Here is a 23,866-nt window from a genome sequence, read left to right on the forward strand (position 1 = left end):
TCGACTATGTTACGCTAATGAGAAACCCTCAGTTTATGAATCCGCTTACAAATTTAAGGGTGAAAAATCTTGCCCACAAATACTTGACTCAGACCACCTTTGCTAAGCCTTGACTAAATCTGATCTTTTGTGGTATGAAAAAACTGAGGTGATATAGCCGTGTTGCCACTAATGACTCGTGTGCTGATTCAATCGGATGTTCTTAATCTAGGTCTGCCAGTGGGCAAAGAGGCGTACATTATTGCCTATAATCGGCACGTCGATGTGGCTTATCGCTACTTGATCCGGGTGCCGGCTGTGCAAAAAGATTTTTGGGTGGTTGAACAGGATATCCGTCCGTTGAAAGAGTCGGAGACGGTAGAAGATTACTCACAGGCTGCCGAAGATGTATTGATTGATGTGGCTTTGCAAACCCGGCAGTTTGACATTATTAAACAACTGAAATGGAAAAAGCCTAAATAGCCTCAGTGGCTATTTTTTTGCTAGTTTGTCGGAAGCCCTTTATCCGCACCTAAAGGGCTTTTTGTTGTGGTTGGGGCTACACCCGGATTTACGATATCAGTGACAAAACCAACCCTGTATTATTGAGCTCTTTTAGAACCACCAATTCCATGACCAAAACTGACGGCTTTCCCGGCTGGACCGTCCACGATCCAAAAGTAAGAGGCAACACTTTATACCTATCCCATTACCATGACGGTGTGCGCCTCGTTGACATTCGGATCCAGCCAATCCGGTGGAAATAGGATCCTATGTATCTCCTAACGCCAATGTGTGGGGTGTGTTTGTAGACCGGAACTATTTTTTGGCTTCGGATATGTGGTCTGGCTTAAAAGTCCTTCAAAAGAGAACCAATTAAAGAGAACCAATTAAGGCTAATTTAATTATTCACCTGAAACAAGAGTGACCACCTTGGCGCTCTTGTTTCATCACTTTTTAGAGGAATTTTTTTGTTTGCGTTGAAAGATAAATAAGAAAATTTAATTAGTATCACATTCTTATGACACTAGGTGATGAAAATGAAGACAGACAGACTGTTCCGCTTGATACGCATCATTACTTTGGTACAATCCAAGCCGGGGATTAAGGCACGGGAACTGGCCGAGCGCTGTGAAACAACGGAACGGACCATTTACCGGGATATAGACTTTTTAAGCGCGGTTCACATTCCCATTACCAACATGGGATATGGAACAGGATACCAGTTTGTGGGCAACTTCGCTCTGTATCCCATGGACTTGACTGAAGCAGAACTGATGGCCTTTGCGGTTCTGCCTTCCTTACTGGAGCAGGTGGATCTTGTTCCCCCGGATTTGTATTCCGCCTATGATAAAGTGATGGCCGCTGCCCGCAAGGAAAAACTGGTACGCCAAGAACTGCTCGATTCTGTAAGCAAGGTGATCCAAATGGGCAGCCCGGCTTATAAAGAGATCAAAACAAACTTCCTCAGTACCATTATGCAGGCGATTCTCTCCCGGCGGACCATTGAAGCCCGTTATCATACCCAGAGCCGTAATGTGACCACGGACAGGGCCATTGATCCGTACTATTTAATTCCCCGTGAACACCGTTTTTACCTTATTGGTTATTGCCATCAAAAACAGGCCATCCGCACCTTCCGCCTCAGCCGTTTCCAAGAGGTGAAGATCCTGAACAAAACTTTTGAAATGGATGACTTTAACCTAAAAGCGTATTTAAAAGAGACCTGGTCCATTGAACGGGGAGACGAACGGATCACATTTAAAGTGCGGTTTTCACCCCATGTGGCGCGCTATGTGAAAGAAGAGGAACTGTTTGTCAAACCAAAGCTGACCGATCTGGAAGACGGGTCACTGCTGTTCGAGGTGACGCTGAATCATGACCGGGAGTTTTTGCAATGGCTGATGGGCTACGGTGCAGAGGCGGAGATCCTGGAGCCCCAATCTTACCGTAAGAAGATGAGGGAGCTCCTGGCCCGGTGGCTTCAGGTGTATGACGAAGTGGTAAAAGGAAGGTAGCGTAAAACATAGACAAATTTCCTATGCTTCTCCTTCTCCGACACCTATATGCAGTTAAATCACGGGGGCTGGTCGCGGGAAGTGACAGTTAGAGAACTGCCAATCGCAACCACACTTGCGGGGGTAAACATGAGTCTGACGCCAGGCGGTGTTCGTGAGTTACATTGGCATAAGCAATCGGAATGGTCCTATTGTGGTACTTTCCCCCCGGTATTCCGCACTCGATTCAGGGGCTGGAAGGAGGCTGCGAGTTTTTGCTCGCTTCGACGACGGCAGCTTCTCCGACCTCGACACTTTTTCCATTTCCGATTGGTTTGCACACACATCGAAGGACATACTGGTGGCCAATTTCGGTGTACCGAAAAGAGCCTTTGCCAACATCCCGGCGAAACAGCGATGCATTTTTCAAGCAAAGGTGCCCGGCCCGTTGGAAAGTCAAAAGGTACCGTCTCCATACGGTATTGTGCCAAAGAGATTCACACATCGGCTACTTGCGCAGCAGCTGATTGTATCTCCGGGGAGGGATTACGCAGACGTGTCCCTGAACCAGTGGATGGCGCTGACTCCCCGGGATCTGGTAGAGGACAGCTTGCATGTAGGATCGGAACTGATGAACGCACTACGGAAGGAGAAATGGCCTGTCGTTAAATATGTCAACACTGCTTAACAAAGAACCGGATTTGAGACTTCTAGGGAGCAAAACGGATTGTAAAAGGGATTTAAGATTTTGCAAATAAGCATGTTTTATTGACTAAGCAATCATGTCCCCTATATTGGTTATGCCAAAGTATTGGATATGGACATGCCCCCCTTTGTAGTGTTTACTGAATAGGAGATACGTTACTTTCTTATTGATCGCTTACTTTCATATACTGAATAACCAACACTGCAGGTAAAATATAGCCTAACATGGCTTGAAAGATGGCGACCATCCTTGACCATCCAAACGGAGTAACATCTCCATAGCCAACGGAAAACAAAGTAATAACACTGAAATATAAAGACCTGGTGATGAGGTCCATCCAATGTCCATCTTCAAGAGTGACATTGTAGTAATGATCAACGATAGGACCTAACCCAGAAATATCTAACAAAATATAAATCAATGCAAATGTAATGACCACATTGGCATAAAACAACGCTAATGAAATAAAGTAGTGAAACATTTTCCGTCGATGACCTCTTTTAAACAGGACAGACATAAATAAGTACCCCAATCACTTAACTGGTTGTACATATTTTATGATCCGGATACTTAGGTTTAGAAGTTTGTTTATGTAAATAGTGATGTTATAATAATATTTTATTAAGTACCCATATTAATATATAATGGATTTATGTATATACTTTAACCTAAACCGTGATGGAGCGTGATGTTTAATTGGACGAGGTGCCGCTTAGTTTCTTGTTTCTTTTGCTTATTTTGCTCGCTTTGTCTGCCTTTTTTTCTTCAACAGAAACGGCGTTTTCGAGTGTAAGCAAAATCCGGCTGAAACACTTTGCAGACGAGAAACGGAAAGGAGCCCAAAAGGCACTTTACATTTCTGAGCATTTTGACAAAGCGCTGACCACCATTTTAGTCGGCAATAATCTGGTTAATATCGCTGCAGCCACAATAGCTAGCTCTCTTTTTGTTACCATGTTTGGAACAAAATCAGGTATGTTATTAAGCACCATTGTGATGACAATTCTGGTCTTGATCTTTGGTGAGATCCTGCCCAAATCGTTTGCCAAAGAACATGCCGATTCCTTTTCCCTGGCTGTTTCCAGTATCTTGTTTTTGTTAATGAAGCTGTTTGCGCCAATCAACTGGCTTTTTGCCCAATTAAAACGTACTTTGGTTAAAATCATTCATCCCAAACAGCATATTCCATCGGTTACAGAAGAAGAAATAAAAATTATGGTGGATATCAGTGAGGAAGAAGGGGTTATTGACAAAACAGAAAAAGAATTGGTTCATCGTTCCCTTAATTTTAACGATATTATTGTCGGTGAAATTTTAACACCACGCCCCGATATGATTGCTGTCGAGGTTAGCCAGCCGATTGAGGAAATTAAGCAGGTTTTCCTGAGGGAAAAATTCTCCCGTATTCCTGTTTATGAAGACAGTATTGACAATATAATCGGTATTCTCTCCGAGCGGGAATTCTTGTCCGCTTTGCTCCAAAATCAGGATGTAGATGTAAGGAGCTTGTTACGCAACCCATTATTTGTCGTTGAGTCCATGAGAATTTCTTCCCTGCTTCCGGAGCTGCAAAGACATAAAATTCACATGGCCATTGTGATTGACGAATTTGGTGGCACGTCCGGCTTGATTACAATGGAGGATGTTTTGGAAGAACTTGTGGGCGAAATTTGGGATGAACATGATGAGCAAGTGAAAGTAATTAACCAACTGGATGAAAATACTTATATTTTTTCTGCTGACTTCTCTTTGGATGAATTTGCCCGCATGACCAAGGTGGAGCTTCCCGACAGTGTGTATCACACCATTGGCGGCTGGTTGGTTGAAGAATTTCAACGTGTGCCACAAAAAGGGGAACAATTGTACTATGAAAATTTATTGCTGACCATCGAAGAAGCGGAAAGCCGCAGAGTCAGAAAAGTCAGAGCGGAAATAAAGAAATTTTCCAATTCTGAATCAAAAGCGTATGTATAGTGATGATAACACATCTTTTAAGAGTTAGTGGCTTTTACAAACCCGTTTTACCCGAGCTGCTCTCATCTTCATCACGGATGGAGAGGCGTATCTTAAGGCAGTAATGTTGAGATGTTTTTCCAACCAAAAAGAGAAAAACAGTATACCCAGTATTATGTTCAGACATGAAAATAAATAATACAGTAGTTTTTTCAGATCAAAGTTGATATAGTTGACCGGGACAGTCTCCCGGTCTTTTTGCGTAATAATCAGATGAATGCAATAGAAGTCATAATGTCGGTTTCCTACAGTTGATTGGAGACGGTTATGATTTTGATTTTCGCTGCACGTTTTGGACGTTTGTTTTGCTTCTTGCGTTGGGGTTGCGTAGTATCAACATCACTAAATTTACCGTCTTGATATTTTTTAGCCCAACGTTGCACCACATTTGGATGGATAACATACCGATGGGTCACACTGGTTTTGAATAGGTGATAGTCCCGGGTGGGGCCTGAGCAATTATATTTTAAGCAATGTATAGCAGCATTCATGGCCGCATACTGGCCAGACAGCGCTTAAACATGTCAATGTCTGCCTCCAAAGGGGGATAATACAGTCGATATCAGAGGGATCACTTTGTTTCAAACGGAATCCTTTCTCCGCAAATACGGGTTCACCGCTGTCCGGAAGGGTGTACAGTGCCAAACGCTTCAATTGAACGGTGCCTTGCTCTCTTAGCTCCAGGAAAACCCGTTTGACGGCGTGTGTAACCAGGTGATCGTGAAAACCGCTGATGCCATGGACAGGATAGGTCACAACAATGTGAGGATTGATGGAGCGGATATGGGCTGCTACCGCTTGTTCCAGCAAACGCGGATCCAACTCTTTCAACTGGCCGTCAGGAAAGTCAATACCGTCATGCCATGCAGGCTGGTCCAAAAGATTCATCATCGGGATGGGGAAAAATATACAGGATGTTCATTGATCAGGATCCTTTCCTATTTAGTTACCGGTTGACTGGAGGCCTGGCTCCGGAGAGATACCTGACAAAACAGGGGTACCGCTAACCTGGCCAAGCAAGTTTCAGATCTTGCGGTAAATGAAAAGCGCCCTTAGTGGCTGCCTTTTATTTTTTCTGTATTGGGAAATGCTGTTTTTCAGTTTTGCAAAAGGAAAGATACATTATCAACCAATCAGGGGGCTAAAGCCCTCTTTTTTGTTTAGGAACAAATATTCGCTGACATCATGTTGTCGCAATCATGTACTAAACTGTTGCCAGGAGGGGCCGTTAAAGGATAGTTCCGATCGTGAAAATAAAATTTCAGAGCGTAGGGAGGAGGGGAATGTAAGGTGAGCATCCACAAGTTCAGATTTTTCCTGTATACCCTTGCTAAAATCCTGGGTGATGTGCAAGCAGTGAAGTCAGGAGATCCCAAGAAAGTGGCCAGGCGTGTGGGACGGAGAGTTGCGGGCAAGGCCGCAGGCAGAATGCTGAGAAGGTTGATTAAATAAAGATCAAGCTATATAAATGAATTACGTATAACAATGATGATGCAAGAGTGGGGGGATGATCAATGGCAAATATTCCTTATGCTGAAGTTATTGAAGAGATCAAAAACACAATGACCAACAACGGTCATGACTACGAAGCCTCTATTAAAAGTTTTGGCCAAGTGGAAGCCTGTATTCAACGTGACCAAGGTTATCAGTTTACATTTAAGGATCATCTCAGAGGGCTCATTCTAGCCATGCTCAGCAATCAGCGGCCCTGGGGACCCATTGACCGGAATATGAATCGGATTGAAAACATATTTTTCCACTTCGATGCTGACAAACTTCTGCAGGCAGATAAACACCTGCTGGCTGAGAAGTTAAAAAAAATAAAGTGCGGAAACAGGGCCATTGTGAAGCAAATGGAAAGTTTAAATGATAATATTGGGGTATTGAGACAGATTGAAAAAGATTCTGGCAGCATCGACCGGTTCGTCACCAGCGATACACCCCATCGTATTGCCGAAGAGTTGGGCAAAGGGAACAAATATAAATTAAAACAAGTCGGTTATACCCTTGCTCTGGAATACTTGAGGAATGTCGGAATTAAGGCCATTAAACCAGATGTGCATATTCGGCGCATCATCAGTGCTGAGAGATTAGGCTGGTGTGACCATTACCCTTCTGAAAGCGAAGCCGTAAGGATACTGGAGCATGTTTCAAAGCAGACAGGCATACATATTTCTTATCTGGATAATTTGCTCTGGTTATTTGGGGCTGTGGATTATGCCAACATCTGCAACGCTCAGCCTCGATGTCACGTATGTACCCTGAGAAACCGCTATTGCCGGTATGGAAGGAAATAAGTTTTGATCAGCGCCAGTTGGAATTTGGAAGGGGTTAACCCCCTTCTTTTTGTGCAGGGAACACACATTCCCTGACATTCTGTTGTCATAATAGTGTGATAGAATGCAGGTGTTAAGAAGAACATGTTTAGTCAACTGTAGCTATGTAATTTGAGATAAAATGATTGGATATGGGTGATGAGCGATGAAGCTAGAATTTGTTGTGGAGGATATTCCTCCCAAAAAAGACGGTGCCAACTCCATGTGGAAAAAAGAAACAGAAGCGCACCGGATTGTTTCTCTCAGAACAAAAGCCCTCGAGGCTATGAAGCGGGCTGGCATGACCCGCTGTATGGATGGGTATATTCACTTAACAATTTTTATCTATTTGCCTCAAGCCAAAATTGAACGGGCTGGTGACTTGGATAATTTCATTACCGGTATATGTGACGGGCTTCAGGCTGCCCATCCAAGGGTACAACCTCATCCAGTGTTCAAAGCATCCGAGAACAAAGCAATTGATCCATTCCGTCCTCTGCTGATTGAGGATGATCGCAAAGTGATGGCCATTACGGCCTGGAAACGGAAGCTAGGTGAACATTGCCGTCCGTATTATAAAGTGCTGATTGAGGAAATTGAATCGGACCTCGGGTGAAATACCAGGTCCTGGGGTGATATAACAGGTTTAAACTTCTGCCGATATGTTTGTTCAGCAAATAGAAGACAATTTGCAAGTGATTAAACTGGTTACTATCCTCAATGCTATGTCGTCGATCTTAAGTAATGTAAAAAAACCTGGGGATCGACGACACAGAATATTCTGAACAACACTCTCAAAATCTTTTAAGTAAAAAGTTTTTTGTTCTGTATGGGAAAATGATGAAATGGGGAAGGGATTTAAACGGTGATGTCGAATAGGGTATTATCAGGTTTTTTGGGGTTCTGATCTTACCTATGAGGAATTGAAACTGCACAACGCGCCTTTTGATGCGAAATTCTTTTATGTGTTCTGATCTTACCTATGAGGAATTGAAACAAAGAAATAGAGGAATTGGTTGATGAGGATTTTAACCCTGTTCTGATCTTACCTATGAGGAATTGAAACACGGACACGCCCGAAATGGTGCCGCGCATGGTGCGTTACGTTCTGATCTTACCTATGAGGAATTGAAACGTATTTACGTATCCTAGTAACAGCAAATTCCCGGCGGGTTCTGATCTTACCTATGAGGAATTGAAACATGGGAGACGTTCCTCGGATTGAACTATTTGCTCGCGGTTCTGATCTTACCTATGAGGAATTGAAACTCTGTTTAGGTAAACATTTCTTTGCTATAATGTATAGTTCTGATCTTACCTATGAGGAATTGAAACTCGCGGAATCACTAGTATTTGGTATCCGCGAGGCCATCGTTCTGATCTTACCTATGAGGAATTGAAACGGTCGTTGTTATGGTACATTAAATCAGATATACAGCTTAGTTCTGATCTTACCTATGAGGAATTGAAACTATCGAGGATGGGTCGCGGCTCATATTCGAATACAAGAGTTCTGATCTTACCTATGAGGAATTGAAACTTGGGATGCCGCGATCAAGGCGCTAATGTTTGGGGGGTTCTGATCTTACCTATGAGGAATTGAAACTAGCAGTGACACTTGTCTAAAACTTGTCCATACACCAGAGTTCTGATCTTACCTATGAGGAATTGAAACTAAGTAACAGGGGCTTGCCCATTACAGGAGCTTGTCCCGTTCTGATCTTACCTATGAGGAATTGAAACTGTTAGGACAAGCAATTCTGGTGTATGGACAAGTTTTAGTTCTGATCTTACCTATGAGGAATTGAAACACGATCGACCATCTCCGCCCTCACCACGAGTATGATAGTTCTGATCTTACCTATGAGGAATTGAAACTCTACGATTTCTTTCGCTTGTCGGTCGGATTGTATCGTTCTGATCTTACCTATGAGGAATTGAAACTGATGACTTTGAAGGATGGGTACACGGCCCAGTAAATAGGTTCTGATCTTACCTATGAGGAATTGAAACTGGAACATATAGAACAAATCAAGTTGGACAAAGCTGGTTCTGATCTTACCTATGAGGAATTGAAACTTAAGTAGATGAGATACACAAGTGGTTTCCCGGCTACTGCGTTCTGATCTTACCTATGAGGAATTGAAACCCGCAAAAGGAAGTATTACATATGAAGAAATACACAGGAGTTCTGATCTTACCTATGAGGAATTGAAACAGCGAAGATTTTAAGACGGAGTTATCGTTGTTAATACGTTCTGATCTTACCTATGAGGAATTGAAACTTTTGTTGTGGTTGATGTCACGATCGAAAACACAACGGGTTCTGATCTTACCTATGAGGAATTGAAACACGTCACCCGACGCGTAGCCGCGCAACAAACATACACTCGTTCTGATCTTACCTATGAGGAATTGAAACTCGAAAATATACGGCCTTTTGTCGGTCTTGTCCGCCATCGTTCTGATCTTACCTATGAGGAATTGAAACGGAAGTCATGTTCAAATTCGTCTCAACATATCTGGAGTTCTGATCTTACCTATGAGGAATTGAAACGTCGGTAAACGCGAATCTGTTGTTGATCAACTACTTTTGGTTCTGATCTTACCTATGAGGAATTGAAACTTGGGATTCGGAAACCCTGTTTCTCAGGTTGAGCACGTGTTCTGATCTTACCTATGAGGAATTGAAACAATTTTCTGTATATTTGTTTTGTGGTATAATTCTTTCAAGTTCTGATCTTACCTATGAGGAATTGAAACAGCGTTTCGACACGCGGCGCTCTTTCGACATATTTGGGTTCTGATCTTACCTATGAGGAATTGAAACCTCGACTTGTTGCGTAGCACTGCACGCAAGGCGGCCGAGTTCTGATCTTACCTATGAGGAATTGAAACAACTTCCGAAGTGATCCGTTAACATAGAACCCAAGCTCGGTTCTGATCTTACCTATGAGGAATTGAAACGCGGAGGATTGACCGGATTTGCCTTTTTTGGCCGGTGTTCTGATCTTACCTATGAGGAATTGAAACCGTCGATATGCTTAAAAAAGTTAGAGGCGTCCCATTCGTTCTGATCTTACCTATGAGGAATTGAAACACGATATAGCCACTCATTTTGGTTGTGCAGTATCAACGGGTTCTGATCTTACCTATGAGGAATTGAAACATTCGTTTTCCATCGCTACTTTCGTCTGAGGCCCGTGTTCTGATCTTACCTATGAGGAATTGAAACTGTCAAATTTGCTTTGACAGGGGGTGGGAAAAGTTTGTTCTGATCTTACCTATGAGGAATTGAAACTTACGCATGCAAGGCCCAACATATCAGGAGGAAGGGACAAGTTCTGATCTTACCTATGAGGAATTGAAACTCGCTATCAAACGTATATTCAGGATCGGCCATTGCGGTTCTGATCTTACCTATGAGGAATTGAAACAAATATCGCCTCTTTTCTTTTGAAACGGAGGTGAACGGGTTCTGATCTTACCTATGAGGAATTGAAACCCTCGATTTACCGACGGCCAAGCTGTTTCGTTAACCGCGTTCTGATCTTACCTATGAGGAATTGAAACACCGTCATAACGTTCTCCTCCCCCGTTATAAATTCAACGGTTCTGATCTTACCTATGAGGAATTGAAACTCGTCCTTGACACGATGTTCAAAACCATCAATTTCTACGTTCTGATCTTACCTATGAGGAATTGAAACAAAATACATCAATCAAAGCCCAGAGTCCAAGACCACCGAGTTCTGATCTTACCTATGAGGAATTGAAACTGATATTTGGCCGCCAAAATAGGCGGCTATTTTTTTATCGTTCTGATCTTACCTATGAGGAATTGAAACACGCCTCACGATAGCGTTGGTTTTGCTTTGTAAGTTCAGTTCTGATCTTACCTATGAGGAATTGAAACCTACAATCGCAACGGTACGTCAAATTCGGGAGCGGCGAGTTCTGATCTTACCTATGAGGAATTGAAACCCGCTTGCTTGAGAAAGTATACTAAAAATGTGTGCATGTTCTGATCTTACCTATGAGGAATTGAAACACCACAGTGGAATACCGCTGGATCATGGTGTTGTATGGTTCTGATCTTACCTATGAGGAATTCTGTTTCGGTTAACTACGCTGTTTGATTTGACGGCTCTACCATGACCTTAAACCCTAGTGTTTCCAACTTCCGTATCGCTTGTCTGGCGACTTGATGGCGCTTGCGTTCTTCGTAGTAATGTGGCCCAAGTTCGATGTAAGTCTGCTTCTTTTTGAGGAGATGGTAGACAATGGTCAGGATACTATGAGCGACCGCAACTGCTGCACGATTGGCTCCCCGGCGCGCAGCAATACGATGGTACTGGCTGGATAGATAAGTGTGTTTAGACCTAGCAGCGGCACGGGCGGCTTCCACCAAGGTGCTACGAAGCTTCTGGTTTCCCTTGCGGGTTTTCCCTGACTTTCGTTTTCCGGCACTTTCGTTATTCCCTGGGGCGAGTCCTGCCCATGAACACAAGTGAGCTGCCGAAGGAAACTGTGTCATGTCAGGGCCTTTTTCAACTCCTCTTTCTTCCGTTTGAGACGGCGCTGAGCCAGTTCGGATAGCACATCGGGGTCAGTTTCACCATTAATTAAAGCCTCGATCATGGCCCGGCCCGATTTGCCCAGCACATTGGTCGCCACCGAGGAGAGTTTGATGTTAGCCCCTACTCGCGAAATCGCCTGAAGATTGGAAAGAGAGCCTTTTGGAGACATTGTCGAAGAATGGTTAAAAAAAGGTGGTTACAGCACTGGCCAGTATTCTAATAATTTCGCTACGTTAGATTGTGACTCCTTTTTTGATTTTGATACTGTACATAGTGATGATGTAGGATGTCTTTCTCAGTTTTTTATAAAAGAGGGTTATCGGAATAAAGGTATTGGCACCGATTTGTTCAATATGTCCATGGATTGGCTAAATTCTTTTCAGTCCATCCGTGATATATTTAACTTTGTGTCCAACGGAAACGATGATGCATTAAAATTTTATCTAAGTAAAGGTTTTAAAATAAGTCATTAAATACTAGATGGGTTTATTACGGTGTTAAGAAATACTTAACATTCGAATAAATAACAAGTCTTGGTTGGCGGGCCTTTCAAAAGGTCCTGATCTAAAATTTGCCTCATAAGCTGGGAAGAATATGGAGTCATCTTTAAAAACGTGCGGATTGAATCATCCTGCTTATGCAAAATCTGTCTCAAATGTATCCATCCGTTCCTCAGGCATGTTTGACAACATCTCTTCAAAGCTTAATGAGCTTATTTGTGCAGCAAATAAAATCATTTATTCCGTGCAAACCGCGCTTTTTCAACCAAGTGAAAAACTCGGTCCAACTCACTTTTGATTCGCTGTCCCCCAGCATGATGTCAATACGTTACGGACCCTTCTTCGTTAATGGCGACAGTCATCAGAGCACGTTTGGAGCGAACACGGGATTGTTCACACACTTTGTTCACCAAAGGACCGAGAACAGCCGGGGTAACTGTTCGTCGGCCGTATGTGACTGGCGAAATGATCATGGTGGAATCGTGATATTAATAAAGCAGGCTGGCCCGGCTATGGTCTAACGCATCGTAATAAATAGATGATAACTGCCGCTGTCATGAAGATAGCCACTGAAGCAGCAGTTATCCAAGCAGTGTTCGCATACTGTTCAGTTTGGGAATTCGGCTTCATTTGTGTTTGAGGTACGTCGGAAGAAGGAACGGGAGTATGTCCATTGCCTAAAACTTCTAAATCTTCCTGTGCCGAATTTAATGGTTTTGTTCGCTCACACAATCCCGTCTTCAGATCTCCCATTTCCCCGTAAGCATAAACAAGATAGTCTTTAATGAAACGTCACTTGGACCGGATCGGCAGAAGATCGCACTCTTTTGGACTCAGGTTGGCTAATGTTTAAGACGGTTCCAGAAAAAACGCTGTTCTGCTTTCCAGTGCTTCCTCTACCGGCGGAGGTTCTGCGCAGGTGCAAGCATATATTTTTGAAGGACTCCCGGTTAAGGAAAAGGAAACAAGGATGGCTATTATCACTGACAGGAAAATATATTTTCGTCTCATTCGGTTAACCTCAACGTTAATAATTATTTTGTTATCTTTTAGACGATAAACACACGGGTAATGTTGCGGGTACAGTGTAATAAAATATAGCACCAGGTATATTCCTTTTTCCTGCTTCGTCTTAAATGTTCTTGAAGATTGTCGCTTCCCTGGGTGTCAAAGGACTCGATTTGAGAGGATTTTGGCTTGAGTCAGCCTGTTTTTGATAAACACAAGTTAATATGACAACATATATTTGCTGACATGAATGTGTCGAAATTGTGTGGTAAACTAATGTTAAATCTTAAGCTGGGTTTGCAGTCGCAATTATCTGGCCTTAGAAGTGAACGTATGCTTGAAAAATCAATGGAGCCTGATAGAGCGGAAAATTTTTAGCGTAGTCCATGAGTTAGGTCATTTGATTTTCCACCGCAACCAATACTGTAAAGATACTGAAAACCTCGTCTATGCCAATTATCAAAAAGTATATCAGGCAACAACTGAAGCAAAGAGGTGATGATAGCCAAGAATTGAGTCCCCGTGAATACCTTGAGAAAAACCAAAATAGCGAAAGGTGTCAAAAGTGAAAGACATAGAGAAACAACTTTTAGCGTACATCAAAAGCTATAAAAAAGTTATGATTCCTTTGTCAGAATTGGAAGCACGGGTTCCGGGCGATGTTTCCTATCGCCAGTTTGCTGAGGCAGTCCATTCTCTTGAGAAAGGGGGTATCCTGGCCAGGGTCCAATCCCACGGAGAAAATGGCAAAACACCGTCACTGGCATATACCTACCGTATAAAGAAAAAGGCCCTTCGGCAGACCCTTCATGATGAGATCCAGCGTTTCCAACTGACAGTCCACCCGGTGCTTAAATTGGGCGCATATTTGTCCCTGCCTGAAGAAGTATGGCAACAGGACCGTCCATACATTGAAAAAATTGATGCTTATCTCAAGACATACGGGCTGCCGAGTGAAGATGTTCCTGCACCTGAACGGGCCTATGAACTCGTCGGTGATGAAAAATGGATCGTGGAAGGGAACGGCAAAGAAGTGCTGGAACGGATTCAACTGTGGGAGCGGTTGAAGATTATTCCTGTCGCCGATCCGCTGATGCTGGCCGTCAATCCCAACGCATTTCAACATGAACCGCATTTTCACCTCATTGTTGAAAACAAGACCACTTATCAGGCGCTGCAACCTGTATTGAGTGACACATCTTTTACTTCGCTCATATACGGTGCGGGCAACAAGATCATCTCCAGCATCATCCACCTTGAAGCACAGCTCCATTTGGAAGGACAAGCCCACCGGCTGTACTATTTCGGAGATGTGGACCTGGAAGGGATCAGCATCTGGTACCGTCTCCATCAGAAAACAAGGGCTGAGCCGGCCCTCCCGTTTTACCGTGCCTTGTTACAGAAACCCTTTTTCCCTGGCAAAGAGACCCAACGCCGACAGAACGAAGCTCTAACGGCTTTTATGGCTTATTTTTCCGAAGCCGAACAACACCATCTGCGGGAGATGTTAGCCCAGGGAGGTTACTATCCCCAAGAAGCATTAACAACGTTCCAAGTGCGTCACATCTGGAGGAATGCGTCATGGACGGCAGATTAGCCAGTATAACGGCAGGATACCGGGAACGCATCAGCCGCATCGCCCTGTTCGATCCGTTGTTCGAATTAACCCGCAAGACAGGAACAGATGCAAACGGTAAATCTATCGATTATTTTGGTCTGGGCTTGCTGACCCTGCTCTTTTTCTTTGAAAATATGCTGATGCGCAACCGCCGTGTGGGAGTGAAAGCTTTATCCGAATATTTGCATGCCACAACACACGACCAGTACGACCTCGACCTTCCTGCCTATGAAAAAATCGCCCGGGAGATTATCACCACTTTCAGGCCCCCTCACGGCAAAAAGCGGGCGCGTTCGTTTTTTAACTGGGGAACAAAGCAAGAGGAGCACATTCAGTATGCCATTTTAAAAGCGGACCAATTTGATCCTGCAACCAACAGTCAGTATTACACCCTGGATGAACAAGGGCTGGAACTCGTCTTCGCCACCAAAGAGTACTACAGTGAATTTCAGTTGTCGATTCACCAGCTTGTGCTGCGCAAACAGCTGGAAAAAGGAGAATTTGCCAACGCCTTGCGGCAAATCGACGAGATGCGCGTTGAAGTGCAGAACCTGCACCAGCGCATGGTCAAAATGAGGCATGAGATTCAGCGCAATATTGTTTCCGAAGAGACCTATGCCCGCTACAAAAAGATACTGGAGGATGTGTATCTTCGTCTGGAACGGGAACATGATGAATTTAATGAGTTGCGGTCATTTGTAGAAGCCACCCGCCAAAGGCTCCATTATGAGGCGGCAGCGGACAAAGAACAGCGTTCCTATCAATATATTGTTCAAATCGCGCGGGAGTTGGATGAAGTGCATCATGAGCACCGCCAATTGCTGCAAGAAAGTGTGGAACTGAAAACAACAGCCCTGCAGGCGGCCCAGGAGTCGCTCTATTATGTGGGCATTGATTCATTCAACTTCAGCCAGGAAATTGTCTCCAGAGCCGTTTCGTCTCCCTTGCCCGTGAAGGCTTTGAAGGGCCTGGCCGCCCCCTTCCTGTTTGTTCACCATGAAAGAACCTGGTCCCCTTGGACAGTGTTCGCTGAACAACGCCTTGATGATGAGCAGGACGAAGAGATGGAAACGGGGTTCATTGATGTGCAGGATGGTGAAGAAGAAGAGAAACACCACGTTTACCAGCGGGAGAACTTTTCCAAAGTGATGGGGATTGTCTTAACGGCCCTGGACGGGCAAGAAGAGATCACCTTAAAAGAGGTGGTGGACCACCTGCGTCAAACGGACCAGGAGGATGTACTTCAGCATCGTTCCTTCTATGATTTTTGGCTCTATCTGCACCAGTATTCACCGGTGTCTGCCAAACAAGAGGATGACACAGGGAGCGGTTTGATGGACAAAGCCTTATCATTGATACCTGGCAAAAAAATTATTGTGCGGGAAGCAGCGGAAGTGTTGCACGTTGTGTCCCGCTATACCATCCAAAATATGCACTTTAAGCTGGAGGATGTCTAAATGGTTGTCTATGAGCACGCCCAAGTGATGAAAGCATTTGAGATATATGCCTTGCTTGCCCAAAACGGGGTTGGCGGAGCTGAAGAAGTGCGGGAATATCTGGCCGATGATCACGTGCGCAGTCTTGTGGACCAATTTGCCAGAAAAGTGGATTGTGTCGTGATTACCGCAGGAGACAAGCTGTTTCTCATTCCGGAGACGAAACTGTCTCCGTTTCATGTCAAAAACGAAACCTTGAAGCGCACTTTTCTCGGTGCAAAAGCCACCAACACCGATCTGTACATGATGTATTTTGCCATTATTGTCTTTTTCGGCGAGTTTTACGACAGTTATACCACCATGGAAGCGACCAGAGATTTTTTGCATATGGCTGACTGGGTGAGCGCGATAGACAAACGTATCCAGGCCCTGAAAGAACATGACGGAGCCACACTGAGGGAAGCAGAGCAGGAATACGACACAAATTGGCAGGCTGTCATCGACAAGTGGGAAGCGATGGACGATATTAAGGAAACGTCCAAAAAACAATCCGGCAATACGATCAGCCGCTTCAGTTTTGTGGACAGTGTGCGCCGTTTTTTGGAAGCCCAGGAACTGGCCGTCAATATCGGGAACAACGAATTGCAACTGACAGAAAAAGCAAAAACAATTGTCCAGCGTTACTATATGGATCTGGAATATAACCGGGATATTTTAGCGTTTATGTATCAGTATGACCAGCCGAGTGAAGAAACAGCACACACGACGCCCAGCACACAGGGCAACGGGGGTGAAACAAATGCCGGCGATCTCTAAAATCCGCTTTACAAACGTTGTCTATGAAGACGGAAACAAAAGGTACAATGATGACTTGTTTCTCTTTGATGGCCATAACGGGGCGGTCCTGCTGGAAAACGGCGGCGGAAAGACGGTGTTTATTCAAACGGCGATCCAGGCCATTTTGCCGCACGCATCATTAGCTGAACGCAAAATTAAAGACACGTTAAGTCTGGAAAGTCACCATGCCCACATCGCCATCGAATGGATCCTCAATGACCGGCCCCGCCGTTATGCGTTAACCGCTGTCACTTTGTTTCTGACTCCGCACGGTGTGGATTCCTATCGCTATGCCTATGAATATGCGGAAGGAGATGCCCATGCCATAGAACACATCCCCTTTGTCAGAGAAGGGCTCGACGGCAAAAAACGTCCGGCCAGCCGCCAGGAAATGCAAGAGTATTACCAGCGGATGAGCGCCCAATCCGTCAATGCCCGCACCTTTGCCACGATTCAAGAGTATCACGCCTATCTTGAGGAACAATTTAAAATCATCCCTGCTGAATGGCAGCGTATTGTCACCATTAATGGGGCGGAAGGGGATGTGGAAGCCTTTTTCGAGAACTGCAAAACAACCAGCCAGCTGTTTGAACAATTGCTGATTCCCACTGTGGAAGAGGCCTTGGCCGGTCAAGGCAGCAAAGATTTTGCCGAAACATTTGAGCGGCAACGGGAGCATTTTAAAAAGTACAAACAGCTGCGGGAACAAATCGAAGAGAGTGAACGCCTGGAACGGGAAATAAGCCGCCTGGCCGGGGTGTATGCCCAGCTCTTCGGTCACCAACAGTCATTTTTGCACACCCAACAGCGGGCCAAAGCGTATCATCAATTGATTTGCGGGGAAAAAGCGCGCACAGAGCAGGAACTGGAACAAAATCAGCACCGGGAAAAAGAATGGCAACAACAAAAGCTGGCTCTGGAAAAAAGGGAGGCCTCCTACCGGATCACCCAACTAGAGGAAAAGCTGAAAGAGCTGGAACAGACCTGCCTGCTGGATGAGAGGGAATTGGAGCAAGTGGAAACGGAGTTACGGCTCAAGAAAAAACGCTATCATTCCTTGCAAGCTGCCCGGCTCAAGCAATCTATCCAGCAGGAAGAGGCCCAGCTGGCTCATTGTGAACGTGAATTGAGCCGGTTGGATGCCGATGAAGAGACAGCCCAGTTACAAGAACAGCTGGCCAAAAACAGCGCTGCTTTAAAAGGATACTTTGTCAAGGAGGAAAAGCGGCGGGAGAGAGTTTACCAACAGATCCTCGGACAACTGGACCAGCAACAGCATGAATTAGAAGCTCAAAAATCTGCCCTGGAAACCGTTACAAATAAGCGTGAACAAAGGTTGACAGAAAAGGCTAAAGTAGACGGGCGCATAGAACAAACCCGGGAAGAGATGAGCCGGATTGCCCATTCTGTTCTGGACCGTCCTGATTCCGAGACGGTCGAAGAGGAATGGTCCAAGTGGGAGGCGGCTTACAGCCAACTTGATCAAGCGATAATCAACGACAAGGAGAAGTTGAAACAGTTAGAGCAGCAACAGAAGGATAAACGAACGGCCCAGCATTCGATAGACAGCCAGATCAGTGCCAGACGGGCCAGCCTGGCCAAACTGACGGAGCAAAAAGAGACGATTGAGGCTGAACATGACACCTTGCTGCACAAGGTGCAAGAAATGAAGCCGGAATGGCACCATTATGAGTCTCTCTATCTCAGACAGGCTTCCATTGTGAAGCAGCTTGACGAAAAGCTGGTCTATCTGCAGCAGGAACTGGAAGAGTTGCTGCGCCTGGAACGTCTGGCACTTCGATTTGTTGATGATTACAAGGAACGATCCCATTTTACCGCTGATCCGCTGTTAGCCGAACTGGTGGACAAGTGGGCGGACCAATTTACAGTGCTTGAAACCGGCACTGTCTATCTGCAACGGGCGGCCGGCACGATGAACATCACAGAAGAAGCGCTGTTGGCAAGGCACCCGCTGTGGCCGCTGACCGTGATCGTGTCGGATGCCGAGTATGAAAAAGCGAAGCACCGTTTTGAACAGCAGGCGGAAAAAATGACGCACCCGGTCTATGTGGTTACCGTTCAGGAAGCCCGGAGCTTGCTTCAGGAGGTGCCGGAGCCAGAACACCCTGTTCTGCCCCGCACCTGGTTACAAAACATCAACCAGGAGCAATTTGTTGCCTGGAAGGAACACCTGGAAACATCCGCCCGGCAGCAAGTGACTGAACGGAAACAGAAACAACAGGAGATCGCCGCATGGGAACAGCTGCGCCATGCGCTAAAGCGTTTTTATGAGCGCTATCCCCACGAGCAGTATCACCAGTTGTTGCAAGAGATTGACAGCACCCAGGAAGAAGTCCGGCATCTGGAACAGCAACGCTGCCAGCTGGAATGGGATCTGGAACAATTGGAAGCGGAGCTGCAGGCAACAAACAAACGGGTGGGTGAAGCACAGCAACAATTGCAGCACTTGGAACAGAAACTGAGCACAGGTCAGCTTTATTTCCACAAGAAAAAAGAAGTGGCCCGGCTCGAAGCCGAAGCCTGTGCCCTGGAACAAGAGATCAAGATACTGGACAGTGAACGGGAATGCCTGAAGCAAACCGTTGAACAGGGTGAACGGAACGCTCAGGAATTGCAACAGGCAGCCGCCCATGCCCAACGGGATATCACCGACTTGAGAAAGCAGCCTTTCTATACCGTTGTGTTTGGTGCAGAACCGCTCTATACAACAGAAAGTTACGAAGCGTTGAAACTGGAGCGTGAATCGCTCCTGGGACGGTTGAATCAAAAGCAAGAAAACCGCAGCTTGCTTGACTATAAAATGAAAACGGCTGCTGAAAAAATCAGGACTCTCCAAAAAGAATTAAACGATTTATACAAAGAAACAGAGGAGATTGACGAAGGGCTAACTTTTCCCCCAAATGGTTTAGCTGAGATGGACCGGTTGAGGCAAACAATCAAAACGTTGGAAAAAGAGCGGGATCAAGCCCAGAAAAAATGGGAAGCCAGTCACGCAGCGAAAATCAAGCAAGCAGAACAAGTGCGCATGAGAAAAGATGATTTCCGGGAGACATATCCGGATGATGAAATCACGGTTTTTTCGGCAAACCTGGCTCAAGTGGCTCAACAGTTGAAAAATGAAAAAGAACAGCTGGCCAAGGAGAAAAACTTCCTGGCCCAACAGCGGGACACGTTGACTCGCAGGTTGAGCCAGATCAACGACAGTTATACGCTACTGGACAAAAAACATGAAGCGTTTCATTATTTGGCTGACGACATTCAACCGGCCATCCTGACCGAAGAGGAGCAGCGAACTTTGCCCTACCAGCATAGCAATATGGTGAAGGAGATTATTCAACAGCTGGAAGTTTTGAAAAAGACAGTTGAACAACACCAAGGGCGCGTTCAGGCAGCCCGCCAGCGGTTTATGTATTTTTGTCATGGTCAGCTTAGGGATATTAAAATGAAAGAAAAGGCCCTGACCGGGATTCAGCATAAAGAGACATACGAGGAGATTGCCGAATGGGCCCAACTGATGAAGAAGCGCATCCGGCACGCTATCCGTTTGGCCGAAGATGACATGCGCGGCCATGATGAGCAAGTGCAGCAGTTCATCACCCACTTACATACCTATTTGCAAACCATCGCGGCGGAATTGCGTTACATCCCCAAAAAAACGCGCGTCAAAGTTGATGAGCAGTGGAAAGAGATCTATCTCTTCAAAATCCCCGAATGGAATGAGCAGGAGGGAAAAGAGGAATTGCGCAAACACATCGATTGGATTGTCAACCAGCTGGACAGCGACCAGTTCAAAGACGAAGCAGGGAAAGAAGATTTGGCCAAGGTGAAAAAACAGATCGCCAAATGGCTGCACCCCAAACAGTTATTGCGCATTGTCATGAAACAAAACGAAATGAAGGTGAGCTGCCGCAAAGTTTCCAATGATGGCAAAGTGAGCAACGCCCCCACCTCATGGGAGAAGTCCAACAAATGGTCAGGCGGTGAGAAATGGAGCAAAAATATGACCCTCTTTCTTGGCCTCCTAAACTACCTGGCCGAAAAGCGGCAGCACCTGACGCCAGGCAGCAAACGGCACCGAACGGTTATTGTGGACAACCCGTTTGGCAAAGCATCAAGCGATCATGTCCTAAACCCGGTCTTTTTCATTGCCGAACAGCTCGGCTTCCAGATTATTGCCCTCACCGCTCACGCTGAAGGGAAATATTTGCGGGACTACTTTCCGGTCATATACAGTTTGAAGTTGCGTCCGTCAGCTGCTGGAGACAGGCAGGTCATGACCAAAGAAAAAGAGATCCGTCATGCCTTTTTCCGAGACCATGATCCCCAGGCCTTATTAAGGCTGGGTGAAGTGGAACAGCTGTCGATGTTTTAAGGCTTTCATGATCGATAGAATGAGGGACAGTGAAAAGAAAGCAGGCACGGGATGTCCCGTGCCTGTTGCTGGGAAAAAAGATAAATATCATAGTCCTTTCTTTTTAACGATGTGAATGGGCTATGATATTTTTTTGATTAAATCTTCTCTCTGAGTCCATTTATTTACATAACTTAAGTCGTACATACCGTGTCGATGGCAAGGTTCGTCAAGAAACGCTCTGTAACTTGGGGAGGTTAGAACAATTGACTGAAGGCGGCTCTATCGATTCTCTTATCGAGGGGCTTGCCAAATTTTCAGAGCGCTACATTGACCGGATTCATGGCCAAGGCTCTTCTTCGAATATTTCCATCAAATGGACAAGGGAGTTTGGACCGGTGTACCTCTTCAAAAAAATATGGGAAAAACTTGGTCTCGCCCGTCTTCTGCGCAAACTAATGGATGATGCGGAAGTGGCATCACGGTATGACGAGGCTATCTTTGCCATGGTATTAAACAGGCTGATGGACCCTCACAGTAAATACCGTCTGTTCCGGAAATGGATCCAGACCATCCATGCCGAAGACCTGTCAGACATCCAGCTGCATCACTACTATCGTGCGCTCGATTTTTTGAGCGAACGGAATGAACAGATTGAAAGTCAACTGTACGGCCAGTTGACGGATTTGATGTCTCTGGATGTCATCTTGTATTCTATGACACTACCAGTACTTACTTTGAAGGGGAAGAAGCTGACGAAGAGATTGCCGGGTATGGTTATTCCAAGGATCATCGGGGTGACCGGAAACAGGTCGTTATTGGCCTTCTCATGACTAGGAAGGGGATCCCGATCGGGCACCAAGTGTTCCCAGGGAACATGCATGATACAAAGACTTTTGCCATGGTCATCGAGGAGATCCAAAAACGCTATCCGATCAATAAGGTGATCCTCGTTGGTGACAGAGGGATGGTGAGCGAGAAGAACCTTGACAGGATTAAGGAACTGGGAATGGAATACATCGTCGGCGTAAAGTTACGGAAGTCGAAAAAAGCGCAGCAACTGTTATCTATTCGTGGGCCATACAAAAAGGTTCGCCAGAACCTTAGGGTCAAATCCAAAAAGATTGATGGGGAGACGTATGTGCTTTGTTTCAATCCTGATGCGGAAGAACGTGACTGTCTTACTAGAACTAGTTCTTGATAAACTTCAGGCCAAATTGGATAAATTGGGACCTTCAGGTCTCGTAAAGAATCGGGCCTATTCAAAATTCCTGACAGTGGACAAGGCGTCGGCTAGGATTGATGAGGCTAAGGTTGCTGAGGATGCGAAGTTTGACGGCAAATATGCCATCCGGACAAATTCCGAACTGTCTGATGACGAGGTTGCACTTGCATACAAGGAACTATGGCGGGTTGAAGAGGCCTTCCGGAACCTGAAAAGCGGGCTGTGAGCGTCAAGTACAATTGAACAATTTTCGCTAAATAATTTTGAGCACCTAGTCATTTCCAAATATGGTTTTCCTGTATTTCAAACGATAACTGTCACCGGTGAGATGAATCACCTCGCTTTTATGGAGTAGCCGATCCAGAATGGCTGTGGTAATGGCCGGATCTCCTAATAACTCTCCCCAATCTTCCGGTCCTTTGTTGGAGGTGATAATCACAGATGATTGGCCATAGAGTTTGTTGATGAGTTGAAAGAAAAGATTGGCTTCATGCCGGTTGATGGCCATAAACATCAAATCATCAATGATGACAAGATCGGACTGAGTGATTCTTTTCAATTTTGTTTGGGCGCTTCTTGTTACTTCTTGGGTACGCAGCAACTGGATTAAATGATCCATGGTCACAAAGCTGACTTTGTACCCTTGCTGAACGGCTTCTACTCCTAAGCCAATGGCCAGGTGAGTTTTACCCACCCCTGGCGGGCCCAATAATGTCGAACTCATCGAGGGATTGGTGGACAGGAAAGTCTGCCCACTTGAGCCGTTTGGCCAATTGTTTTTCTTCCCGCTTGCGTATTTCGTATCCCAACAGTTTCGTCAGAAACTGTTGATAACTGAATCCATTTGTTTCAGCTTCCATCAGTTGCTCTTCAATCACTTCGGCGATGGAGGCCAGTTTGAGTGCTTTCAAGCTGTGTTTCAATTGCACTAAGCTTTCTGACATAGGCTCTCTCCCTCCAGGATACGAATGTAAACTTGTGGATCTCGAATTTCTGCTTTCACTTGCGAGTACGATTGATGTCCGAGCATGATGGGTTTGATCTCAGATTGATGTTCTTGCTGGTGTGCTTGTTGTTCCTTTGCTTGTTGCATAAAATGTTGCACTGCATCGCTGAAGGCTACTGCACTGTACAGTTGGTATGTCAGACAGTAGGCTAAAGCTTGTCCAATCACTCCAGAATGAGGGTTGGCTTTGTTCATGACTTCCTGTATCTTTTGCAATTGATCTCTCATATAACGCTGCTTCCGCTGATAGATTTCTTTCAAAAAGAGGGTGGCT

The 23,866-nt window shown here is 45.3% G+C and carries 17 protein-coding genes, 6 pseudogenes and 1 CRISPR repeat array; of the genes and pseudogenes, 16 read left to right on the plus strand and 7 right to left on the minus strand.

Features of this window, described 5'->3' with window-relative positions; all coding sequences use genetic code 11:
* Positions 1-159: 159 nt before the first annotated feature.
* From J2S00_RS18350 to J2S00_RS18365, 4 genes and pseudogenes are all read left to right on the plus strand, one after another.
* Positions 160-462 carry a hypothetical protein gene (locus J2S00_RS18350; RefSeq protein ID WP_307343342.1) on the plus strand — a complete coding sequence of 101 codons (303 nt, stop codon included), beginning with the start codon at positions 160-162 and terminating at the stop codon, positions 460-462.
* A 59-nt stretch (positions 463-521) separates the two neighbouring features.
* Positions 522-859 (plus strand): annotated as a pseudogene (locus tag J2S00_RS18355) (LVIVD repeat-containing protein); the annotation flags it as partial.
* A 160-nt stretch (positions 860-1,019) separates the two neighbouring features.
* Entirely contained in the window at positions 1,020-1,997 is a 978-nt protein-coding gene (locus J2S00_RS18360; RefSeq protein ID WP_307343347.1) for a helix-turn-helix transcriptional regulator, read from the plus strand.
* A gap of 21 nt (positions 1,998-2,018) precedes the next feature.
* A pseudogene (locus tag J2S00_RS18365) lies at positions 2,019-2,664 on the plus strand (cupin domain-containing protein); the annotation flags it as partial.
* Between the two features lie 181 nt (positions 2,665-2,845).
* Here J2S00_RS18365 and J2S00_RS18370 read toward each other — a convergent pair.
* The gene (locus J2S00_RS18370) at positions 2,846-3,199 is read right to left on the minus strand and encodes a potassium channel family protein (RefSeq protein ID WP_307343349.1); all 354 of its coding nucleotides are present in this window, start codon (positions 3,197-3,199) and stop codon (positions 2,846-2,848) included.
* A gap of 179 nt (positions 3,200-3,378) precedes the next feature.
* On the opposite strand from J2S00_RS18370, the gene J2S00_RS18375 reads away from it, so the two are divergent.
* Positions 3,379-4,656 (plus strand): hemolysin family protein, encoded by a 1,278-nt coding sequence (locus J2S00_RS18375; protein ID WP_307343352.1) that lies wholly within the window; start codon positions 3,379-3,381, stop codon positions 4,654-4,656.
* Between the two features lie 284 nt (positions 4,657-4,940).
* On the opposite strand, the gene J2S00_RS18380 is transcribed toward J2S00_RS18375, so the two are convergent.
* Both J2S00_RS18380 and J2S00_RS18385 read right to left on the minus strand, forming a co-directional pair.
* Positions 4,941-5,078 carry a hypothetical protein gene (locus J2S00_RS18380; RefSeq protein ID WP_307343354.1) on the minus strand — a complete coding sequence of 46 codons (138 nt, stop codon included), beginning with the start codon at positions 5,076-5,078 and terminating at the stop codon, positions 4,941-4,943.
* Between the two features lie 76 nt (positions 5,079-5,154).
* The gene (locus J2S00_RS18385; RefSeq protein ID WP_307343357.1) at positions 5,155-5,583 is read right to left on the minus strand and encodes a PIG-L deacetylase family protein; all 429 of its coding nucleotides are present in this window, start codon (positions 5,581-5,583) and stop codon (positions 5,155-5,157) included.
* 402 nt (positions 5,584-5,985) lie between these two features.
* On the opposite strand from J2S00_RS18385, the gene J2S00_RS18390 reads away from it, so the two are divergent.
* From J2S00_RS18390 to J2S00_RS18400, 3 genes are all read left to right on the plus strand, one after another.
* Positions 5,986-6,147 (plus strand): hypothetical protein, encoded by a 162-nt coding sequence (locus J2S00_RS18390; RefSeq protein WP_307343360.1) that lies wholly within the window; start codon positions 5,986-5,988, stop codon positions 6,145-6,147.
* Positions 6,148-6,209: 62 nt separating this feature from the next.
* Entirely contained in the window at positions 6,210-6,992 is a 783-nt protein-coding gene (locus J2S00_RS18395; RefSeq protein WP_307343363.1) for a hypothetical protein, read from the plus strand.
* A 184-nt stretch (positions 6,993-7,176) separates the two neighbouring features.
* Positions 7,177-7,626 (plus strand): RusA family crossover junction endodeoxyribonuclease, encoded by a 450-nt coding sequence (locus tag J2S00_RS18400; RefSeq protein WP_307343366.1) that lies wholly within the window; start codon positions 7,177-7,179, stop codon positions 7,624-7,626.
* A gap of 284 nt (positions 7,627-7,910) precedes the next feature.
* Positions 7,911-11,128: direct repeats of the CRISPR family, unit length 30 nt; unit sequence GTTCTGATCTTACCTATGAGGAATTGAAAC.
* Between the two features lie 8 nt (positions 11,129-11,136).
* On the opposite strand, the pseudogene J2S00_RS18405 reads toward J2S00_RS18400, so the two are convergent.
* Positions 11,137-11,711: pseudogene (locus J2S00_RS18405) on the minus strand (transposase); the annotation flags it as partial.
* Between the two features lie 22 nt (positions 11,712-11,733).
* On the opposite strand from J2S00_RS18405, the gene J2S00_RS18410 reads away from it, so the two are divergent.
* Positions 11,734-12,063, plus strand: a complete 330-nt coding sequence (locus J2S00_RS18410; RefSeq protein ID WP_307343369.1) for a GNAT family N-acetyltransferase — start codon at positions 11,734-11,736, stop codon at positions 12,061-12,063.
* Positions 12,064-12,211: 148 nt separating this feature from the next.
* Positions 12,212-12,388 carry a hypothetical protein gene (locus J2S00_RS18415; RefSeq protein WP_307343372.1) on the plus strand — a complete coding sequence of 59 codons (177 nt, stop codon included), beginning with the start codon at positions 12,212-12,214 and terminating at the stop codon, positions 12,386-12,388.
* Between the two features lie 22 nt (positions 12,389-12,410).
* Here the strand turns inward: J2S00_RS18415 and J2S00_RS18420 are convergent, their stop codons facing one another.
* Entirely contained in the window at positions 12,411-12,563 is a 153-nt protein-coding gene (locus J2S00_RS18420) for a hypothetical protein (RefSeq protein ID WP_307343375.1), read from the minus strand.
* An 860-nt stretch (positions 12,564-13,423) separates the two neighbouring features.
* Between J2S00_RS18420 and J2S00_RS19950 the strand changes: the two genes are divergently transcribed.
* The 6 genes and pseudogenes from J2S00_RS19950 to J2S00_RS20065 all read left to right on the plus strand — a co-directional run.
* The gene (locus J2S00_RS19950; protein ID WP_370875899.1) at positions 13,424-13,597 is read left to right on the plus strand and encodes an ImmA/IrrE family metallo-endopeptidase; all 174 of its coding nucleotides are present in this window, start codon (positions 13,424-13,426) and stop codon (positions 13,595-13,597) included.
* A 57-nt stretch (positions 13,598-13,654) separates the two neighbouring features.
* Positions 13,655-14,695: a Wadjet anti-phage system protein JetD domain-containing protein gene (locus tag J2S00_RS18425; RefSeq protein ID WP_307343378.1), complete on the plus strand. Its 1,041-nt coding sequence runs from the start codon at positions 13,655-13,657 to the stop codon at positions 14,693-14,695.
* Positions 14,680-16,173, plus strand: coding sequence for a replicative DNA helicase (locus J2S00_RS18430; RefSeq protein WP_307343381.1), 1,494 nt, complete (start codon positions 14,680-14,682; stop codon positions 16,171-16,173). The genes J2S00_RS18425 and J2S00_RS18430 overlap by 16 nt, the downstream gene beginning before the upstream one ends.
* A complete protein-coding gene (locus J2S00_RS18435; RefSeq protein ID WP_307343384.1) occupies positions 16,174-16,968 on the plus strand; it encodes a DUF6063 family protein in 795 nt (264 codons plus the stop codon).
* Positions 16,952-21,382, plus strand: a complete 4,431-nt coding sequence (locus tag J2S00_RS18440; protein ID WP_307343388.1) for a coiled-coil domain-containing protein — start codon at positions 16,952-16,954, stop codon at positions 21,380-21,382. The genes J2S00_RS18435 and J2S00_RS18440 overlap by 17 nt, the downstream gene beginning before the upstream one ends.
* A 158-nt stretch (positions 21,383-21,540) precedes the next feature.
* Positions 21,541-22,809, plus strand: a pseudogene (locus tag J2S00_RS20065) (IS1634 family transposase); the annotation flags it as partial.
* Between the two features lie 48 nt (positions 22,810-22,857).
* On the opposite strand, the pseudogene J2S00_RS18455 reads toward J2S00_RS20065, so the two are convergent.
* Positions 22,858-23,530: pseudogene (locus tag J2S00_RS18455) on the minus strand (ATP-binding protein).
* Positions 23,515-23,866 (minus strand): annotated as a pseudogene (locus J2S00_RS18460) (hypothetical protein); the annotation flags it as partial. The pseudogenes J2S00_RS18455 and J2S00_RS18460, both read right to left, overlap by 16 nt.

This window comes from Caldalkalibacillus uzonensis, from assembly GCF_030814135.1.
GTDB classification, from domain to species: Bacteria; Bacillota; Bacilli; order Caldalkalibacillales; family Caldalkalibacillaceae; genus Caldalkalibacillus; species Caldalkalibacillus uzonensis.